This is a genomic window from Lutispora sp. (assembly GCF_041687175.1).
Taxonomy (GTDB): domain Bacteria; phylum Bacillota; class Clostridia; order Lutisporales; family Lutisporaceae; genus Lutispora.
Genome location: NZ_JAWLCK010000003.1, coordinates 42,919 through 60,320, shown reverse-complemented (window position 1 = coordinate 60,320; position 17,402 = coordinate 42,919). Strand labels below are relative to the sequence as shown.

Annotated in this window: 21 protein-coding genes and 1 riboswitch; of the genes, 9 read left to right on the top strand and 12 right to left on the bottom strand. The window is 37.9% G+C overall.

Features of this window, described 5'->3' with window-relative positions; translation table 11 throughout:
• Positions 1–89: 89 nt before the first annotated feature.
• The gene (locus tag ACESM9_RS01280; RefSeq protein WP_372994487.1) at positions 90–494 is read right to left on the bottom strand and encodes a stalk domain-containing protein; all 405 of its coding nucleotides are present in this window, start codon (positions 492–494) and stop codon (positions 90–92) included.
• A gap of 230 nt (positions 495–724) precedes the next feature.
• Here ACESM9_RS01280 and ACESM9_RS01275 point away from each other — a divergent pair, with 230 nt between their 5' ends.
• The gene (locus ACESM9_RS01275) at positions 725–2,077 is read left to right on the top strand and encodes an MATE family efflux transporter (protein ID WP_372994485.1); all 1,353 of its coding nucleotides are present in this window, start codon (positions 725–727) and stop codon (positions 2,075–2,077) included.
• Between the two features lie 23 nt (positions 2,078–2,100).
• On the opposite strand, the gene ACESM9_RS01270 is transcribed toward ACESM9_RS01275, so the two are convergent.
• Together ACESM9_RS01270 and ACESM9_RS01265 are read right to left on the bottom strand one after the other, a co-directional pair.
• A complete protein-coding gene (locus ACESM9_RS01270; RefSeq protein ID WP_372994483.1) occupies positions 2,101–2,496 on the bottom strand; it encodes a zinc ribbon domain-containing protein in 396 nt (131 codons plus the stop codon).
• A 74-nt stretch (positions 2,497–2,570) separates the two neighbouring features.
• On the bottom strand, positions 2,571–3,200 hold the full coding sequence (locus tag ACESM9_RS01265) for a lactate utilization protein (RefSeq protein ID WP_372994481.1): 630 nt from the start codon (positions 3,198–3,200) through the stop codon (positions 2,571–2,573).
• A 242-nt stretch (positions 3,201–3,442) separates the two neighbouring features.
• On the opposite strand from ACESM9_RS01265, the gene ACESM9_RS01260 reads away from it, so the two are divergent.
• The gene (locus tag ACESM9_RS01260; protein WP_372994479.1) at positions 3,443–4,027 is read left to right on the top strand and encodes a LysE family transporter; all 585 of its coding nucleotides are present in this window, start codon (positions 3,443–3,445) and stop codon (positions 4,025–4,027) included.
• Here ACESM9_RS01260 and ACESM9_RS01255 read toward each other — a convergent pair.
• The 4 genes from ACESM9_RS01255 to ACESM9_RS01240 form a co-directional block, all read right to left on the bottom strand.
• Complete coding sequence (locus tag ACESM9_RS01255) at positions 4,022–4,840, bottom strand: VanW family protein (protein ID WP_372994511.1); 819 nt, start codon at positions 4,838–4,840, stop codon at positions 4,022–4,024. The two genes, ACESM9_RS01260 and ACESM9_RS01255, sit on opposite strands and share 6 nt — an antisense overlap.
• Positions 4,841–4,911: 71 nt before the next feature.
• On the bottom strand, positions 4,912–5,418 hold the full coding sequence (locus tag ACESM9_RS01250; RefSeq protein ID WP_372994477.1) for a hypothetical protein: 507 nt from the start codon (positions 5,416–5,418) through the stop codon (positions 4,912–4,914).
• Positions 5,419–5,467: 49 nt separating this feature from the next.
• Positions 5,468–6,208: a hypothetical protein gene (locus ACESM9_RS01245; RefSeq protein ID WP_372994475.1), complete on the bottom strand. Its 741-nt coding sequence runs from the start codon at positions 6,206–6,208 to the stop codon at positions 5,468–5,470.
• Positions 6,209–6,220: 12 nt separating this feature from the next.
• Complete coding sequence (locus ACESM9_RS01240; RefSeq protein ID WP_372994473.1) at positions 6,221–7,225, bottom strand: S66 peptidase family protein; 1,005 nt, start codon at positions 7,223–7,225, stop codon at positions 6,221–6,223.
• A gap of 172 nt (positions 7,226–7,397) precedes the next feature.
• Here ACESM9_RS01240 and ACESM9_RS01235 point away from each other — a divergent pair, with 172 nt between their 5' ends.
• On the top strand, positions 7,398–8,141 hold the full coding sequence (locus ACESM9_RS01235; protein WP_372994471.1) for an exonuclease domain-containing protein: 744 nt from the start codon (positions 7,398–7,400) through the stop codon (positions 8,139–8,141).
• A 7-nt stretch (positions 8,142–8,148) separates the two neighbouring features.
• Here ACESM9_RS01235 and ndk read toward each other — a convergent pair whose 3' ends face one another.
• From ndk to ACESM9_RS01210, 5 genes are all read right to left on the bottom strand, one after another.
• Positions 8,149–8,553, bottom strand: coding sequence for a nucleoside-diphosphate kinase (gene ndk / locus ACESM9_RS01230; protein WP_372994469.1), 405 nt, complete (start codon positions 8,551–8,553; stop codon positions 8,149–8,151).
• 110 nt (positions 8,554–8,663) lie between these two features.
• On the bottom strand, positions 8,664–9,692 hold the full coding sequence (locus ACESM9_RS01225) for a hypothetical protein (RefSeq protein WP_372994467.1): 1,029 nt from the start codon (positions 9,690–9,692) through the stop codon (positions 8,664–8,666).
• Between the two features lie 63 nt (positions 9,693–9,755).
• The gene (locus ACESM9_RS01220) at positions 9,756–10,214 is read right to left on the bottom strand and encodes a bis(5'-nucleosyl)-tetraphosphatase (protein ID WP_372994465.1); all 459 of its coding nucleotides are present in this window, start codon (positions 10,212–10,214) and stop codon (positions 9,756–9,758) included.
• 31 nt (positions 10,215–10,245) lie between these two features.
• Positions 10,246–10,788, bottom strand: a complete 543-nt coding sequence (locus ACESM9_RS01215; RefSeq protein WP_372994463.1) for a GNAT family N-acetyltransferase — start codon at positions 10,786–10,788, stop codon at positions 10,246–10,248.
• Between the two features lie 73 nt (positions 10,789–10,861).
• A complete protein-coding gene (locus ACESM9_RS01210) occupies positions 10,862–11,317 on the bottom strand; it encodes a GNAT family N-acetyltransferase (RefSeq protein WP_372994461.1) in 456 nt (151 codons plus the stop codon).
• Between the two features lie 255 nt (positions 11,318–11,572).
• A riboswitch (molybdenum cofactor riboswitch) is annotated at positions 11,573–11,682 on the top strand.
• A 75-nt stretch (positions 11,683–11,757) separates the two neighbouring features.
• On the opposite strand from ACESM9_RS01210, the gene ACESM9_RS01205 reads away from it, so the two are divergent.
• From ACESM9_RS01205 to ACESM9_RS01180, 6 genes are all read left to right on the top strand, one after another.
• Positions 11,758–12,243, top strand: a complete 486-nt coding sequence (locus tag ACESM9_RS01205; protein WP_372994459.1) for a 4Fe-4S dicluster domain-containing protein — start codon at positions 11,758–11,760, stop codon at positions 12,241–12,243.
• Positions 12,237–14,042, top strand: a complete 1,806-nt coding sequence (locus ACESM9_RS01200) for an aldehyde ferredoxin oxidoreductase family protein (protein WP_372994457.1) — start codon at positions 12,237–12,239, stop codon at positions 14,040–14,042. Before ACESM9_RS01205 ends, ACESM9_RS01200 begins: the two co-directional genes overlap by 7 nt.
• 69 nt (positions 14,043–14,111) lie before the next feature.
• Positions 14,112–14,381, top strand: a complete 270-nt coding sequence (locus tag ACESM9_RS01195) for a ubiquitin-like small modifier protein 1 (RefSeq protein WP_372994455.1) — start codon at positions 14,112–14,114, stop codon at positions 14,379–14,381.
• A 6-nt stretch (positions 14,382–14,387) separates the two neighbouring features.
• Positions 14,388–14,831 (top strand): NADH-quinone oxidoreductase subunit NuoE, encoded by a 444-nt coding sequence (gene nuoE / locus ACESM9_RS01190; RefSeq protein WP_372994453.1) that lies wholly within the window; start codon positions 14,388–14,390, stop codon positions 14,829–14,831.
• On the top strand, positions 14,824–16,629 hold the full coding sequence (locus ACESM9_RS01185) for an NADH-ubiquinone oxidoreductase-F iron-sulfur binding region domain-containing protein (protein WP_372994451.1): 1,806 nt from the start codon (positions 14,824–14,826) through the stop codon (positions 16,627–16,629). The genes nuoE and ACESM9_RS01185 overlap by 8 nt, the downstream gene beginning before the upstream one ends.
• Complete coding sequence (locus ACESM9_RS01180; protein ID WP_372994449.1) at positions 16,626–17,372, top strand: 2Fe-2S iron-sulfur cluster-binding protein; 747 nt, start codon at positions 16,626–16,628, stop codon at positions 17,370–17,372. Before ACESM9_RS01185 ends, ACESM9_RS01180 begins: the two co-directional genes overlap by 4 nt.
• Positions 17,373–17,402: the final 30 nt, after the last annotated feature.

Genomic DNA, 17,402 nt, shown 5'->3' with positions numbered 1-17,402 from the left:
TTTTCTCCTTTTATCTGTAATGATGTATGTTAACACCGACTCTTCTAACATTCAGTAGAGCTTGAATCCCTCGCTAAATTAAATATACTTCAATTCGTATATCCTACGTTGGTATTAATGGTTATTGTATTAGTTGTGCCATCCCAGCCCACACCAAAGTTCATAGCAGAAGCCACATCTCTCAACTTAAAATAATTGTTTCCGTTTATACTATAGGCATTCACACTTATTGGCACACCATTCACCATAACATTCGACATATTGTGCTTGGCCTCTATTGATCCCTTCCATATCATCATTTCTAGAGGAGGATTGCCAACTGCTACATAGCCTCCATCATTTGTCCTGGTAACTGCATTTAAAACATCCCATTTAGAACCTCCAAAATGGTCAATATCGGCGATGATGCTGCAAAAGCTATAGATACATTCATTGTCACTACCATGATTAATGCTAAAAATATTGCATATAGTTTCTTCATCCTTATCCTCCATTTTTCTTTGTATTTCATAATATGTACTACCCCGTTTTGCTATATAATGCCTATTGTCTCTATTCTATGTAAACTTAGGATATAAGTCAATATTCGACTATATGTGATAATAGGTTCCTCTTGTTGTGTCTATGGTCTTGTAGTATTTTTGAATACTTCATATACATTGTACATGTTATAAAACAGGTGGTATAATGAAATGGAAATATTGCATTTATGGGAGACAGAACAATGACTGAAAAATATGATATAAAGCTTATAAATAAAAGAATTATTTCAATGATCCTGCCTGTAGCCTTTGAAGGAGTTCTTCAAATGTCTGCAGGCTTGGTTATGATGGGATTTATCGGCAGAATTGATGTAATAGCCGTAAGTGCCCTAGGTATAAGCCAACGAATAACACAGATGGTCTGGGCACTTTTTAAAGGCATAACAACAGGTGCATCAGTGTTTGTTTCTCAATACTATGGTGCTAAAGAACCAGAAAAGATGAAGCATGTAATACAGCAGACCATAATATCAGTAGTGATTTTAGTACTGTTGCTTCAAGCTGGAATATATGTTTTTTCATCTGATTTGCTGCGCATATTTGATCCAAGCCCTGAACTATTGGATAGTGCAAATACATATATTAGAACTGTTTCCTTTGGTTTGCCCTTTCTTGCCGTTATGCTGGTAATCGGAGGCGTGCTCCAGGGTATGGGCAATGCAAAAACACCCATGATCATAACCATGATCATGAATATAATAAATATAGTCTTAGGTTATCTATTGATATTCGGCAATTTAGGCTTTAAGCCTATGGGTATCAAAGGTGCAGCTATAGCAACTGCCTTATCACAGGTTGCTGCTTGTATGATTGGCTTGTATGTATTGTTGAATAAGAATGGAATACTAAATTCATATTTAAATAAGGACTTCTTCCGCATTGATTTGGCACAAATAAAGTCTGTCTACAGAGTGGGACTTCCTACTTCCATGGAGTCCATGTTCTGGCAATTGGCTGCAATAATACTTACCAGATCTATTCTTACCTATGGTGAAACAGCTTTTGCAGCTCATCAGCTAGGACTTCAGGCAGAATCCATATCCTATATGCCGTCTGTAGGCTTTGGAATAGCTGCAACCGCCTTCATAGGACAGGCATTAGGAGCTGGCGATAAAAAGCTTGCTAAAATATACCTGAAGCAAATAATGAAAGGTTCTATGGCCATAACATCCATTAGTGTAACAATACTGGTGTTCTTCCCTAAAACCATGATGGCTTTACTTACAGATAACCCTGAAGTAATAAGCTTAGGAGCCATATATCTCATTCTCATGGGTTTGGTCCAGATGCCACAGAATGCTTCTCATGTATTGGTAGGAGCCATGAGGGGTGCAGGTTACACCAACATCCCCATGTTGGTAGCCGGTACAGGACTTTGGGGTATCAGAGTACCTTTCACCTTAGTAGTAGTTTATCTTTTAAAGCTCCCTATAGTAGGTATATGGGTAGTAATGTGCATAGATTTAGTATTCAGATTCCTATTCAATGTAGTGCTCTATAAGAAAAAGAATATATATGATAAGACATTAGTATAGGCAGGGGAAATTCCCCTGCCTAATTAGTTTCTAAGCCTTGCTCCACAGTACGGACAATATTCAAAGTGAGGTTCTACTGTTCTGCCACAATGGGAACATTTGCTGCCTGCTGTATAGCCATAATTGTAATGCCCGGTTTCAACAGTCTTCAGATCCCAATATGTTATCTCCACATCTTCTCCATTTTCAATCCTCTTCCCTTTTTCCTGTGGTATTTCAAATATTCCACTGCAGTTGCTGCATATGACATAATATTTCTCATTCCATTTGAATAGAGGTATAAAGAAAAAGTGAAAGAAATTGTAGCTTTTTATAAGCTTTGCTCCTGATTCACTATTGCAACTGTTACAGGATATATTATTTAAATATTTTATTTCTTTTTCTTTGTTCTGTATTCCAAATATACCTATGAAAAACATATTATCCTCCATAAATCCATTAGTTTTTCAGATATATTATATCATTTTTCTGACACGTTGCCATAGAGATAATATTAGTATCCAAGGGCTTCATTTATCAATATTATCTTTATTCTTCCTACAGGATAGGATTTCTCGGTTATGGTCCAGGTATTGCATAGTCTCTGAGGACTGCTGCAATCCATACATTTTCCAGTCACCTGGCAGGGAGTTTTCAGGTCTGTATGGCGAATTGCATTCATAGGCGCAGCGGTGGATTTGATCCTATCCATTGCTTCATCAAGATTAGCTACTATCTTGTTGACCCCAATAAATATAACCACATTTTTAGGACCGAATGCAATTCCTGCAACCCTGTTGCCTATCATATCAACATTCACCAGCTGCCCCTTAACAGTAACTGCATTGGTTCCTGTCAAAAACATATCACTGGATAATGCTTTCTTGCGATTATATATCTGTTCTCTCCAAGTCAAATCCTTGCCAAAGGTTTCAATCAGCTCAACATCCTCCATCTCTTTGATTCTGGGTATAATTTTCAATAAATGGAGCGTGAGGGAATCTCCCCAGGCGACTACCTTTGGATTTGCCACATAGAATATTTCTTCCCAGAAGATTCTCTCTGCTTCCGCTTTATCATTGGCAAACCAGACATGAAATCTATTGGATTTTAGTGCTCCTATAACCTTATTTATATTATCCATTCAATATCCCTGCCTAATTTTATGCTAGTTATCAAACTCTGCTTAGTTTTTCTATGGCCTCTTTTTCATTTCGCTGCTGTTTACATCAGCAATCTTTATATCATTTCCTTTTATAACATTAATATCTTCTCATTCCTTATATATTAATAAATTTATTTATATGCAAAATAATACATAACCAAATCATAATTATCTGATATAATATCAGTAAAGATTTATTGAAAAATATGGGGGTAAATATTATGCCTAGTATCCCAGCTTTTATATCCTATGTAATCGTTACCACATTCACACCTGGTCCTAATAATATAATGGCTATGTCAAATGCCAGCCGATATGGATTTAAAAAAAGCATACCATTTAATGCAGGTGTGTTTACAGGCTTTTTTATTATATTTACTCTATGCGGCCTTTTTAGCATCACACTTTTCAATCTTATCCCATCTATTCAGTCAATTATGACTTATGTTGGTGCCGCTTATATACTGTGGCTTGCCTGGAAAACATATACCAGCAAACCCAATAGCGAGGAAGATAATACAAAAAACACAAATAAGTATATATGGGGATTGCTTCTCCAGTTTGTAAATCCAAAGGGTATCATTTATGCTATTACAACTGTTTCTGCTTTCATAGTACCTTATTATAAGTCTGCCCCAGTAATTGCAGGCTTTGCTGTGCTGCTAGCCTTTACTGCATTTGTATCAAATTGCTGCTGGGGATTGTTCGGCTCTGTGTTCCAAAGATTCCTTGTGAAAAATATGAGGGTTGTCAATACTATTATGGCATTGCTCCTTGTATATTCTGCCGTTTCCTTGTTCCTATAAAAGCCGGGTACTTGCACATTCCTCCAGAAAAGGTTGATACATCATTAGAGCATGATTTTCTGTTATAAACTCATCATTCAACAACTGTCCATCCATATCATAGCATCTCCTGCATATTACATTGTGCCTTATGTAACCTCCCCAGTATTCGTGGCTAATTGAGTGTTCCTTTTCATATACTTCATATTTAAAACAAGGTTCTTTCTCTGTTCTCCATTCTCCTGCCAGTTCTTCCTGGCTTAAGGTCAAGTGAAGCTGATAGATGTCATCAGTTCCATTGTATATCTGCAAATCTCTATAGTTGTATACGCATGTTGCACCGCTTCCAAAGGGTTGAGTCCTGTTGGAATCAGGAAAAACATCATAGCTGTGCCTATATCTCTCTGTCACTGTTAAAGGAGTATGCAAGGTCATCCAATATATAAGATTGGATAATTGACATAGACCTCCTCCTACTTCAGCTTTGTATCCTCCATAAAAAAGAGCCATGCCTTCTACATAGCCTTTCCTTTTGGTGGGCTTACCTATCATCCGCCAGTAAGAAAATGTTTCACCTGGCTTTATAATTATATTATTAAGCCTCTTTAAGGCTATATTAAGATTGATAATCTTATTATACTGATACCACATATCTACATCTTTAAGCTTTCTCAGAGTAGGAGTCTTGTGGCTGAAATATACATAGGGCAATAGATTATCATCCTTTGTTGATGCATACTTTTTCCGTCCAAAGTACCAATCCAAATACCTTCTATATGTATAATATTTTTTACCAAGAAAGATTCTTAGCCTTGATCGGACTTTAGGCCTCATTGCTAGTTTGTCATGGCTATATTTTATCAATATACCTCTACCTCCAAATGTGCAAGACATAATATAGTACTTTACCATCTTCCAATACAAATCATCCGCTCACAAACAGCCACCAATAAGGTGGTTATGATGTTAGACAAAATAATTGCTGCAATTAATTTCTTTTTATTTGACGTTTCTTTGCTTAGAAAATAATATACTACTGGTAATTCTACAAGAATAGTTAGGAATAGATAGCCGCTTAGTATCATATAATATGGCCCTTTATTAAAGGCAGCAGATAAAGAAAATCCTCCCGCTACGGGTCTGAATCTATATGCCCGTTCCAAGTATGGTGCAAGAAAAGACATTAAATTTGCTAGACCTACAACCTTCAGTACTTTTCTAGTGTCTGCCATACTTCCAACCTTAACCACAGAAGTTGTTTCAATAATAAGTGTAAATATAATGGCGAAGGGCAAAACCGTCATAGGACTTGTAGTCACCCAGTGCCAGGATGAGTTTCCATGAACCGCCGATGATAGAAACAGAATTATTATAATAGTAAATATAACAGCATTATAAAATCTATTCTTCATAACCCCAATCTCCCACATTCTATAAATATATCAATCTCCTTCCGTCCACCTAGTATATTGCAGCTATCATTAAAATAATTCCAATTATAGGAAAAACAACATAGGATATCTTCTGCATAGTCAGGTAAAACTCCGATGGTTTTGGGTCTTCCACATGCAGCCAGTAATTAAGCTTAAAGAGGAACAAAGGATACTTATAATCAATCCAAGTCACAAAAAACAAAATTATTGCATATATCAAATAGTGGATTTCCCCCCTGAAAGTATCCGTTTCAGAGAATGCAAATTCTGCGATATTCTTCAGGGGTACTTTATAGCTTTCATCATAAGCTATATCTACATTTCTCAATGCTGTAATATCAAAACTAAATAAAGGCTTACCGTTTTTATCCACCATGTATTGTTGCCCTTTTTTATACTCACCTTCGAAGATAATATTGCCGTCTTTGTCTATAATATTTTCAATGCTGGGATACCACTTATTTTCATGGTTTAGCATCACAGTATATTGCCTGTTTACATTGCCAGGAAGTCTATAAACAACTTCGATACTGTCGTGTGTATCCTCCAGTCCTTTTACAGTTATATGTATGCCACCATGCTTACTTTTTCCCATATAGTGTCTTTCGGCTCCTACAACGCTTTTTACTAGAAACGTATTATTAAAGTAAACACCTTTGGTGAAAAAAGCTCTGAAATAAAAAATCAATATTATTACCAGAATTGCAGGTAATACAATTTTTAAAAAGATATTCTTCCGATTCATCTCCCTGATTCTTTCAATTATCATTGTACTCTCCTTTCATATTGTACTACCATCAAAAACACTCGATAGCATTTTTACTTTCTTATTGGTGGCATCCAATTCAACTTCAACTCCTATTGGCAATGTCAGCATTGGATGGGTATGGCAACAGTCAAAGTCTGCCATGAAAGGAAGCTGCCTTTCACCTAAAACCTCCAATAGTATTTCATAAGGCTTCCTGCTTGTTTTCATATCATCAAAAAGTTCATGCTTTCCTAATATTATTCCGGATACTTTATCAAACACCCCATTGAGCTTTAATAGAGAAAAGCTCCTCTCCACTGTAGCTGCGTCCTCCAGGGAATCTTCAATGAAAAGTATATCTCCTTCTTTTATTTCAGGCATATATTGGCTGCCCCATATGCCCGTCATAGTATTGAGATTACCTCCAATCAACCTTCCTCTTGCAATGCCTTCATAAACAGTTATCCATTGATTTTTTCTCTTCTCCTTTTCTCTGTCCTGTTGTGACCAATCTATGTATTCATCTGTCCAGTATTCTGGCATTGGGAATTCATAAGGCAATGTTACATCTTCAATTAACATATTTCTAAAATATTCATAAGTATAATCTACAAAGGATGGAAATTCTCCGAAAGAAGCTACCAAAGCAGGCCCATAAAAGGTGGATACTCCGGTTTTCGCATATATTGCCAGGAGTATGGCGGTAACATCCGAATAGCCTATAATTATCTTTGGGTTTTTTCTAAAAGCTTCGTAATCTATATATGGTAGTATGGAATTGGAATTCATCCCTCCTATAGTAGACATAATGCACTTTACCTCAGGATTTCTGATTAGCTGATTCAGCTCATCTGCTCTTTCTTTTATAGTGCCGGATCTGTAGTAATCCTGTTTTCCTGTCAAGGCTCCTTCAATTATATTAAAACCTTTAGCTTCCAAATAGGCTTTTGCTCTATGGAACCTTTCTGGTACAGTATATGTTATAGGCGATGATGGCGAAAATATTCCAATGGTATCTCCCATCTCCAATTTTCTCATATTTGACTCCCCTTTATTTCAGCAATAAATATAGTGTTCTATGTGTATATATCTAAACTGTATCACACCCATTTGGTTTTTTCTACCTTTCATCAACATAGCATATTCAGTGTGAAATAGTGTTATCATGTATTTAGACGAATTTTATTTTAAAATGTTTAAGGAGATTGATATGCATTATATAGTATTTGATATGGAATTTAATCAGGATTTCTCTTCTTTGCAAGATACCGTAAAGAAATGGTCCAAATATCCCTTTGAAATAATTCAGATTGGTGCTGTGAAACTGGATTCTGATTTCATTAGAGTTGCTTCCTTTAACAGATTTGTGAAACCAACTATCTACGGAAAAGTAAGCTCATTTATCACTGAGTTGACAGGCATTACTACAGAACAACTTGTAAAAGAACAAGCATTTCCTGAGGTTTATAAACATTTTGTGGAGTTTATAAGGGATCCAGATTCTGTGTTTTGCATCTGGGGAATGTCTGATATAAAAGAGTTATTTAAAAATGTGGAGTACCATAATCTAGATTCTAAATGTCTACCTAAAAAGTACATTAATATTCAGCCCTATGTATCTAAATATTTTGGTCTCCCAACAAAAAACTTGCTCCGACTGCAAAATGCTGTCGAAGCTCTTCATATTCCTGTTATATATAGTTTTCATAATGCATTTTTTGATGCTTGTTATACTGCTGAGATATTAAAGAAGATAAACAGTCCATCTATTGAGCCTTGTTTCTATGATCCATCCTATGTGCCAGTCAAGCCAAGGCAACACAAAAGAGAAATTGATTATGACAAGCTCATACAGCAGTTTGAAAAAATGTATGCTCGTAAAATATCCAAAGTAGAACAGGAAATGATCAAGCTTGCCTATCACATGGGAAAAACTCGCCAGTTTTTGAAATAATAAAGAGTTATAGCTCCGGAAACCAGATTTTTATCTCTCTTTCGGCACTTTCAACTGAATCAGATGCATGAACTGCATTTTCTGATTTGGATAATGCATACCTGCCCCTGATTGTACCCGGTTCTGCATTTAATGGATCTGTGGCTCCGTTTAATTTTCTTACAGCATCAATAATGTTCTCACCTTCCATTACTACAGCGCAGACCTCTCCTTTTGTAATAAAATTCACTAGGGGCTCGTAGAAGGGTTTACCCTTATGTTCTGCATAATGTTCTTCAGCCATTTCCTTTGTTGGCTTTACAATCTTCAGTGCTGATATACTAAATCCCTTTTTCTCATAGATAGATATTATCTCCCCCATCAGTTTTCTTTCCATGGCGTCAGGTTTTATAAGTACCAGTGTTCTTTCCATAGTATCATCCTTTCTGCAAAATTCACGTCCTATGTATAGGATTATTACCAGACATTATGCTATAATATACCAATTATTTTGCTGCTCACATTCAAATTCAATAGTAGATGCTAATTATAATCTTTATATCCGGAATAATGTAATATTAGCAGGCTTCTGAATGTTAAATCGCATATACGCCTTTTTTCTGTCCTCCAATCCTTTTCCAATGCCAATCCTGAATATGGACTCCACTTTGTAAAGTAATAATGATTCATTCTCTTGTTGAATATGCCGTTGTTTTCTCTTAAAAGCTTAGCTAAAAAGTCAATCTGTTGCTCTAGTTCTTTAATATGACTGGTTACTCCAAGTCTGGCCAATATCTCCATCCTATGAAACCACATCATCCACTCCGAATCTTTGAGCACATTGACATCAGGGTTAAAATCCTGCATGCAAAATGCTGCTGGTGCTATTAGTTGATTTCTTTTTAAAACATGTATGTATGGTATAGGTGACAACTCTACCATTCTCTTAATAGAATCAACAACTATTTCTTTATTTTCCTCACTTCTCCAAGCTTTTGTATATGCAAGAAGCCTCAGGTCATATATACAAGGCCATTTGGTTCCATCCATAAAGACCAGTTTATCCTTATAATGTATTGCAATATCATCTATAGCAGAAACTGAACATACAAACTTAAGCTTATCCAAAGCCCATTCTATCTGCTCTTTAACAAAATGTCTATCTTCTATTCCTGCGTGAGCAAAGGTAGCAGCTCTTATAACCTTTGAACCTCCAAATGATTTATGATCCAGTATTTTACCAATATTAAATAAGCATCCTTTGTCGAAGGTGTCCTCTCTTCTCTCCAACTCTCCAAGCATTCCTTTAAGAGAAGGTTGATTTGGCAAGACACCCTTTTCCGATAATAATCTGATAGCAGTTTCTACTCCTTTTTCGCTATGAAAGTCCTCCTCTATCCAACCATCTGGACTCTGCCTTTCTATAAACTCCTGGACAAGCTTGTCCTCTAAAATCTGGCTTTGTAATAGCTCCTCTTCATCAGAACTCATTTCATTTAGAATTTCTTTTTTTACTCTATACTTTATTGAAGGGCAAGCACTATCTAACAAATATCTTATTGTTTCATTCATATAGGTTTCCTTTCTCCATAAACCTTTTTGCATTTTTCTTTTAACTTCAAACTATCATTTGTCTTACTTCCTACTGCTATTGGATAATTTTGTAATTCCTGAATTCTGTTCTAATTTATCTATAAAATCCTTTGCCTTTGCTAATATGACTTTTCCACTATCGTAAGTGAGTAAATCATATATCTCCTGAAATGGCGCCCATCTATATTCTTCAACCTCATCCTGGTCTATCACTACCTCTTGAGTTGTTGCATCAGCTATGAAGAAAATTACTTCTTTATATGTATTTTCAGCTACTTTATACTTATCATATTCCCTGAATCCTTCATGGGGTTTTATAACCAACCCTGTTTCCTCATATACCTCCCTTATGCAAGTCTCCTCTTCAGTTTCTTTACCTTCAACATGTCCCTTGGGAAACCCCCAGTGTCTGTCCGGTGAATTGCTTCTAATAGCTAAAAATTCTATATCATTATTTATTTTTCTATAAACAATAGCTCCACACGATTTCTCTAATTTCATAATAACTCCCCTCATCGCCATGATGTATATATCATTCTTCCCATTCGGAAGCTAACATTCCATAAACGATATGATTAACATAATGACTATATAGCCATTCAGCTTCTCTTATAATGCCTTCTTTTGTAAAGCCCAGTCTTTCAGCAATAGCTCTGCTTTTATAATTCTTTTCAGCACACCTGATTTCTACCCTGTTTAAGTTGTATACATTAAAAGCATGATCAATAAATGCTCTACATGCTTTTGTCATTATGCCTCTACCCACATATCTTTTGTCAAGCCAATATCCTATGTTTACCGATCTATTAAACCAGTTGATTCCATAATAGCCTATTACTCCTGCAAACTCCCCTTTGTACCATATTCCTGCCTGAAATCCTTCGTTTGATGCAAACTGTTTCTTTGTCATTTCGATAAACCCTATAGCATCCTCTATTGTTTGGGTACCATCTACCCAGGGTAACCATTCTCTCAAATAATACCTACAAGAATTAATTGACTCAAACATTGCCATTGCATGATTATTATCAAGCAGTCTTAATTCTACATCCTCATCAACGACATGCCTGAACATATAGTTAACCCCCTCCCGTAAATATATCTACTTGATTTATATTGCATATAGTTCAAGAACTATGAAATGATTTTTACCTCAGTATTTTCTCAAATTCCGTTATATAAATCCCATCTTTCACCTCAATATCTTTTTTCTTTTTATAACCGTTTTTTAAATATAAATTTACAGCGGGAAGATTATCCTTGCCAGTACATACAATAATTTTATTGATATTGCTATTTATTTCTTCTACAAAGTTAATAAGTTTATTTGCTATACCCATTCTAAAAAAGTCCGGATATATCGCAACTCTGTGTATATCTAATACATCGTCAATAACTTTAAATGAAATTATACCTGCTAGAACATCATTTATATGGTATCCATAAAAAATTTCATCACATTGTTGCAAACTATCTATGGTCTCCTTCAAGGCTGGTATCTCATAAAAGCCTATAAGCTGGGCTTCTATTTTATATGAGGCTCTTTGCAAATCCATTACACGATTTGCTGTTTTCATATCCTTTAGGTTAAGTCTCTTAATCATTTCTTTCTCCTTTTATTTCATATAATTCTATGATTATTCCATATTCTCCAGTATTGCTTTATCAATATATGCCTAAATTTTACCATAATATTTTAATACTTGCTATGTCAATTTACATACTCTTCTAATTACGACAGATCAAACCTCATTTATCATGCATTTATGCCACTTGTCCCAATTTTGTAATTTTATTGTCATATTTAAAGGAGTTTACTAATATATGTAGAATAAGTAAATAAATATACACAATCGTTAATTGTATATAGACTCCGATTCCAAGAGCCCGATGAAGGACTTGGAACGATAGGGCATGGGGAGAAATGCCCATACCTGCCATTGTGCAAAGGAGTCCATCTGTGGGTGCAGTATTGCCAAAACAGATGGACTTTTATATTGAGAAAAAGGAGGTGAAGCTGGCATCGATATGATGTCAGCAAAGGATGAGCAAGGTATTGATGATCTCTCCAGAGAAGTGCATCGGCTGCAGAACCTGTGAGCTGATTTGCTCCTTCAACAGGATGGAAGAATTCAATCCGAAACAAGCTGCCGTGTCTGTATTTGCCTATGATGAGGCTGCCATAGCAGTTCCTATCATGTGCATGCAGTGTGAAGATCCTTCCTGCATGAAGGTTTGTCCTGTGGGAGCAATCGTGAGAGATGAAAAGGATGCAGTCATAATCGACATCCAAAAGTGCATCGGCTGCAAAATGTGCATAAGCGCATGTCCTCTTGGCAACATCACCTTTAGTCCTACTCAGAAAAAGCTAATCAAATGTGACCTGTGTGGAGGAAATCCACAATGTGCAGAATTCTGTCCTTCAGGAGCAATACAGTATAAAGAAGCTACACCTGCAAATCTGAACAAAAAGAAAAAAATGGGTGAAAAGTTCAAGGATTTGTTTGGGGAGGTGTATGAGCAATGTTAGGTTTTACAGGAAAACTTCTCAGAGTAAACTTGACTGACAAGACCATAAAAAAGGAAAATCTAAACCTGGAAGATGCCAAGAAATATATAGGTGCAAGAGGCTTAGGCACCAAATACTTCATGAATGAAGTGGATCCCAAAGTGGAACCCTTCAGCCCCGACAATAAACTTATATTCATGACAGGTCCACTTACTGGTACTCTGGCCACATCCAGCGGAAGATATGAAGTAGTTGCTAAAGCACCCCTCACAGGAACCATAGGTGCATCCAATTCCGGTGGCCATTTCGGTCCCGAGCTTAAGTATGCCGGATACGATGGAATAATATTTGAAGGAAAATCAGAAAAGCCCGTTTATCTATACATTAATGATGATGAAGTGGAAATAAGAGATGCAGAACACCTGTGGGGCAAAAATGTATTTGAGACCACGGATATGCTCCTGGAAGAAGTAGGTGACGATGCAAGAGTCGCCTGCATAGGACCCGGCGGAGAAAAACTGGTATTATTCGCCACGGTTATGAACGACAAGCATAGAGCTGCAGGAAGGTCTGGTCTTGGTGCTGTTATGGGTTCTAAAAATCTTAAGGCTGTTGCAGTAAAGGGTTCAAAATCAGTTCAGGTAGCAAAACCTAAGGAATTTTTGGAAATATGCAAGAAGAGCAGAAAGATGCTTAAAGACCATCCTGTAACAGGTGGAGGATTGCCAACCTATGGTACAGAAATACTTGTGAATATATTGAACCAGAGCGGCGGTCTCCCAACAAGAAACTGGAAAGACGGTGGCATATTTGAGCATGCAGATGAGACTTCGGGAGAAACTTTAACAGAAAAATATCTGGTTAGAAATAAGGGCTGCTTCGGATGCAATATGGGCTGCGGAAGAGTAACAAGGATTCCTGAAGGTAAGTTCAAGAGCTTCGGTGAAGGTCCTGAATATGAGGCAGGCTGGTCCTATGGTGCAGATTGCGGAGTAAGGAATCTGGAAGCTATCTGCAAAGCCAATTTCATATGCAATGAGCTGGGTATCGACCCAATAACCATGGGTTCCACCATTGCCTGTGCTATGGAAATGTATGAAAAAGGCATATTAACCAGAGAAGAATTAGGAAGAGATCTCCCCTTTGGAGATGATGAAGGTATAGTAGAATTTACAAGAATGACAGGTTTGAGAGAAGGATTTGGAGACAAGTTGGCAATGGGCTCCTACAGAATGGCAGAGTCATATGGCCATCCAGAGCTTTCCATGTCTGTGAAAAAGCAGGAAATGCCAGCTTATGACGGCAGATGCTTACAGGGTATGGGTCTTGAATATGCTACATCAAATCGTGGCGGCTGCCATGTGAGAGGATACCTCACTTCTCCTGAAATACTTGGAATTCCTGCTAAGCTTGATCCATTGGTAACAGATGAAAAAGCTCCCTGGCTCAAAACCTTCCAGGATCTCACCGCGGTAGTGGATTCTGCAGGTATATGCTTATTCACCACCTTCGGAATAGGTCTTCCTGAGATATCTGAAATGTTAAGAACTGCCATGGGCGTTGATTTTACCGATGAAGAGGTGCTGCAGGCAGGAGAAAGAATTTGGAATTTAGAGAAGCTGTTCAATCTTGAAGCAGGCTTCACAAAGGATGATGACAGGCTTCCTGACAGATTGCTCAAGGAGCCCATGCCTGCAGGTCCTGCAAAAGGATTGGTCAATCAGCTAGATGTGATGCTCAAGGAATACTATGAGGTAAGAGGTTGGGATGAAAACGGCATACCAACGGAAGAAAAACTTAAAGAACTGTCAATTAAATAAGCAAGGTCTATGGCTGTCGGTATCACATTACCGACAGCCTAAATTTAAAGAAGCAAGGAGGGGAATTTCATGATAGTAAAATATTTTGCATATATAAGAGATTACACTGGTGCAAAGGAAATTGAAATTGACCATTTCCCCACTTTAAATGATCTTCTCCTTAAACTCTGCGAAAGATATGGTTCAAAATTTAGAAATAAAATATTTTCAAATGGGAATCTCAGCAATGAGATAATTATTCTGGTCAACGGGAGAAATATTGTGCATCTCCAGGGGCTTGACACCTGTCTCAGCTCTGATGATGAGATAAGCATATTCCCGGTGGTAGCAGGAGGCTGATGAATTTTGTTTGAAAAATATCCCAAGGAACATAGGTATACATTGGCAATGCTGCAGGACTTGCAAAAGGAATATGGTTATATACCCAAAGAAAAGCTTCTGGAGCTTTCTCAATACTTGGACATCCCTCTTTCCAAGCTTTACAGCATGGCTACTTTTTACAAGGCACTGAGTTTAAAACCCAAGGGTAGATATATCATAAAGGTTTGTGACGGCACTGCTTGCCATATAAGATCATCAAAAAGCCTGCTGGATGAGATAGAGAATTCTCTTGGAATAAAACCTGGCGAAACCACAAAAGACGGCAAATTTTCCTTAGAAGTCGTCAATTGCCTTGGTTCCTGTGCCATAGCTCCAGTTATGGTTATTAATGACAGATATTATGGCAAGCTGACATCTTCCAAAGTAAGGGAGATACTAAGAGAATACGGGGGTGCTGGGGATGAATAGGACAGTATATGTCTGCTGCGGCACCGGCTGCCTGGCAAACAACAGCTTAGATGTATACAGAGAATTAAAGAGGCTTATTGAAGAGCATGAAGTAGATGCAGATGTTAAAACCATTGTAAAAGCCACGGGTTGCAATGGTTTATGCGAAAAAGGACCCTTAGTAAAAATTGAGCCTGACAATATATGCTACAGCAAAGTAAAGGCCAGTGATGTTAAAGAAATTGTAGAGAAAACCCTTATCAATGGCCAGATAGTAAACAGGTTATTGATATTTGATACTGCTCAGGGAAAAAAAGTTATATCCCACAAAGACACGGATTTTTATAAATCTCAGCAAAAAATAGCCTTAAGGAATATAGGAGAAATAGATCCTGCAAATATTGACGACTATATTGAGCGCGGCGGATATGAAGCTCTTAGTAAGGTTTTATTTCAGATGACTCCCGAGGGTGTAATATCTGAGATAGAAAAATCCGGATTGCGAGGCAGAGGCGGCGGTGGCTTCCCCACAGGGCGGAAGTGGAGGCAGTGTTGCAACGTAAACTACTTCCCCAAATATGTAATATGCAACGGTGATGAAGGAGATCCGGGAGCCTTCATGGATAGAAGCATTTTAGAAGGGGATCCCAATACAGTCATAGAAGGAATGATAATATGCGCCTACTCCATAAAGTCTCATAGAGGATTCATATACATAAGAGACGAGTATTCACTGGCTCTGAAGAATATGGATTGTGCTTTGAGACAGGCAAGAGAGAGGGGCTATCTGGGTAAAAATATAATGAACAGCGGTTTTGATTTTGATATAGAAATCGTAAGAGGTGGCGGAGCCTTTGTCTGCGGTGAATCCACAGCCCTCATGCAATCTATCGAAGGCAATGTGGGAGAACCCAGAGCCAAGTATATACATTCTGTGGAAAAGGGCTTATGGGGGCAACCCACTGTGCTGAACAATGTTGAAACCTGGGCAAATGTACCTGAAATAATAATGAAAGGCTCTGACTGGTTCAGCTCCATAGGTACTGAAAACAGCAAAGGCACAAAGGTGTTTTCACTGGTTGGGAAAGTTAAAAATACAGGTCTTGTGGAAATTCCTATGGGCACAACTTTGAGGGAACTGGTATTCAAAATCGGAGGAGGCATAATAGGAGACAAGAAGTTTAAGGCGGTTCAAAGCGGCGGTCCTTCAGGCGGCTGCATACCTGAAAGCCTTATGGACCTGCCTGTGGATTTTGATACTCTAAAAAATATAGGCTCCATGATGGGTTCTGGCGGCATGATAGTCATGGATGAAAGAACATGTATGGTAGATGTGGCAAGATATTATCTAAATTTCCTATCTGAAGAATCCTGCGGCAAATGTGTTGCCTGCAGAGAAGGCATAAAGAGAATGCTGGAGATCCTCACAGATATATGCAACGGCAAAGGTTCTGAGGAGGATTTAGATCTTCTGGAAAGTCTGTGCCACACTGTGGAAGAAGCCTCTCTCTGTGGATTGGGAAAAACCGCTCCAAATCCTGTGCTGACTACATTGAAGTATTTCAAAGATGAATATTATGCACATATCAGGGATAAAAGGTGTCCTGCAGGGGTCTGTCCCGAGCTCACAGAATATGAAATCGATGAAAAACTGTGCATAAGTTGTGGCTTATGTGCGAAAAATTGTCCCGCCTCAGCCATATGGGGAGAAAAAGGAAAACCTTATTATATTAATACTGAATCCTGCGTAAAATGCGGCAATTGCTTAGACAGCTGCAAATTCAACGCTGTAGGAGTAAAGAAGGGGGCCAGGTTATGAAGATTACCATAGATGGTATATTCTGTGAAGCCGAAAAGGGCGAGATGCTGCTTCAGATTGCCAGGAGAAACAATATATACATTCCTACCCTATGCCACAGTGATGCCTTGCCTGGCCTTGGAACCTGCAGACTGTGTGTAGTTGAGATATTGGACAGAGGCAGAAAAGGTGTGGTAGCCTCCTGTATTTATCCTGTGAAGAACGAGATAGAGGTATTTACCCATTCAGATAAGATTAAATCCATCAGAAGAAACCTGCTTATGCTTTTATATGCAAGAACTCCCCAGGATGAGACCATAGACAGTCTTCGAAAAGAATACCATGTGCCTGACAATATAAGATTTTCCGGTGATAAGGATGAACACTGCATACTATGCGGATTATGCGTAAGAGCTTGTCAAGAGTTGGGTACCAGCGCCATTTCCACGGTAAACAGGGGGATCACAAAGAAGGTTTCTACTCCCTATGACGAGCCTTCCACCCAGTGCATAGGCTGCGGTTCCTGCGCCTATTTATGCCCTACCAATGCTATAAAGATTGAAGAAATCAACGGAGTAAGAACTATATGGAATAAGGAATTCCGACTGGTGAGATGCACAAGATGCGGGAAACCCTTTGCAACGAAGGAACAGCTTGAATATAACCGTAAGAAGCTAGGAGAGGATCATGTAGAGCTGTTGTGCGAAAGCTGCAAGAAGGCAGTCACCGGTGAAAAGCTTAGGGATATATATGAGAGAGTTTAGATAAATAGGGATATGCTATTTTAATCATAT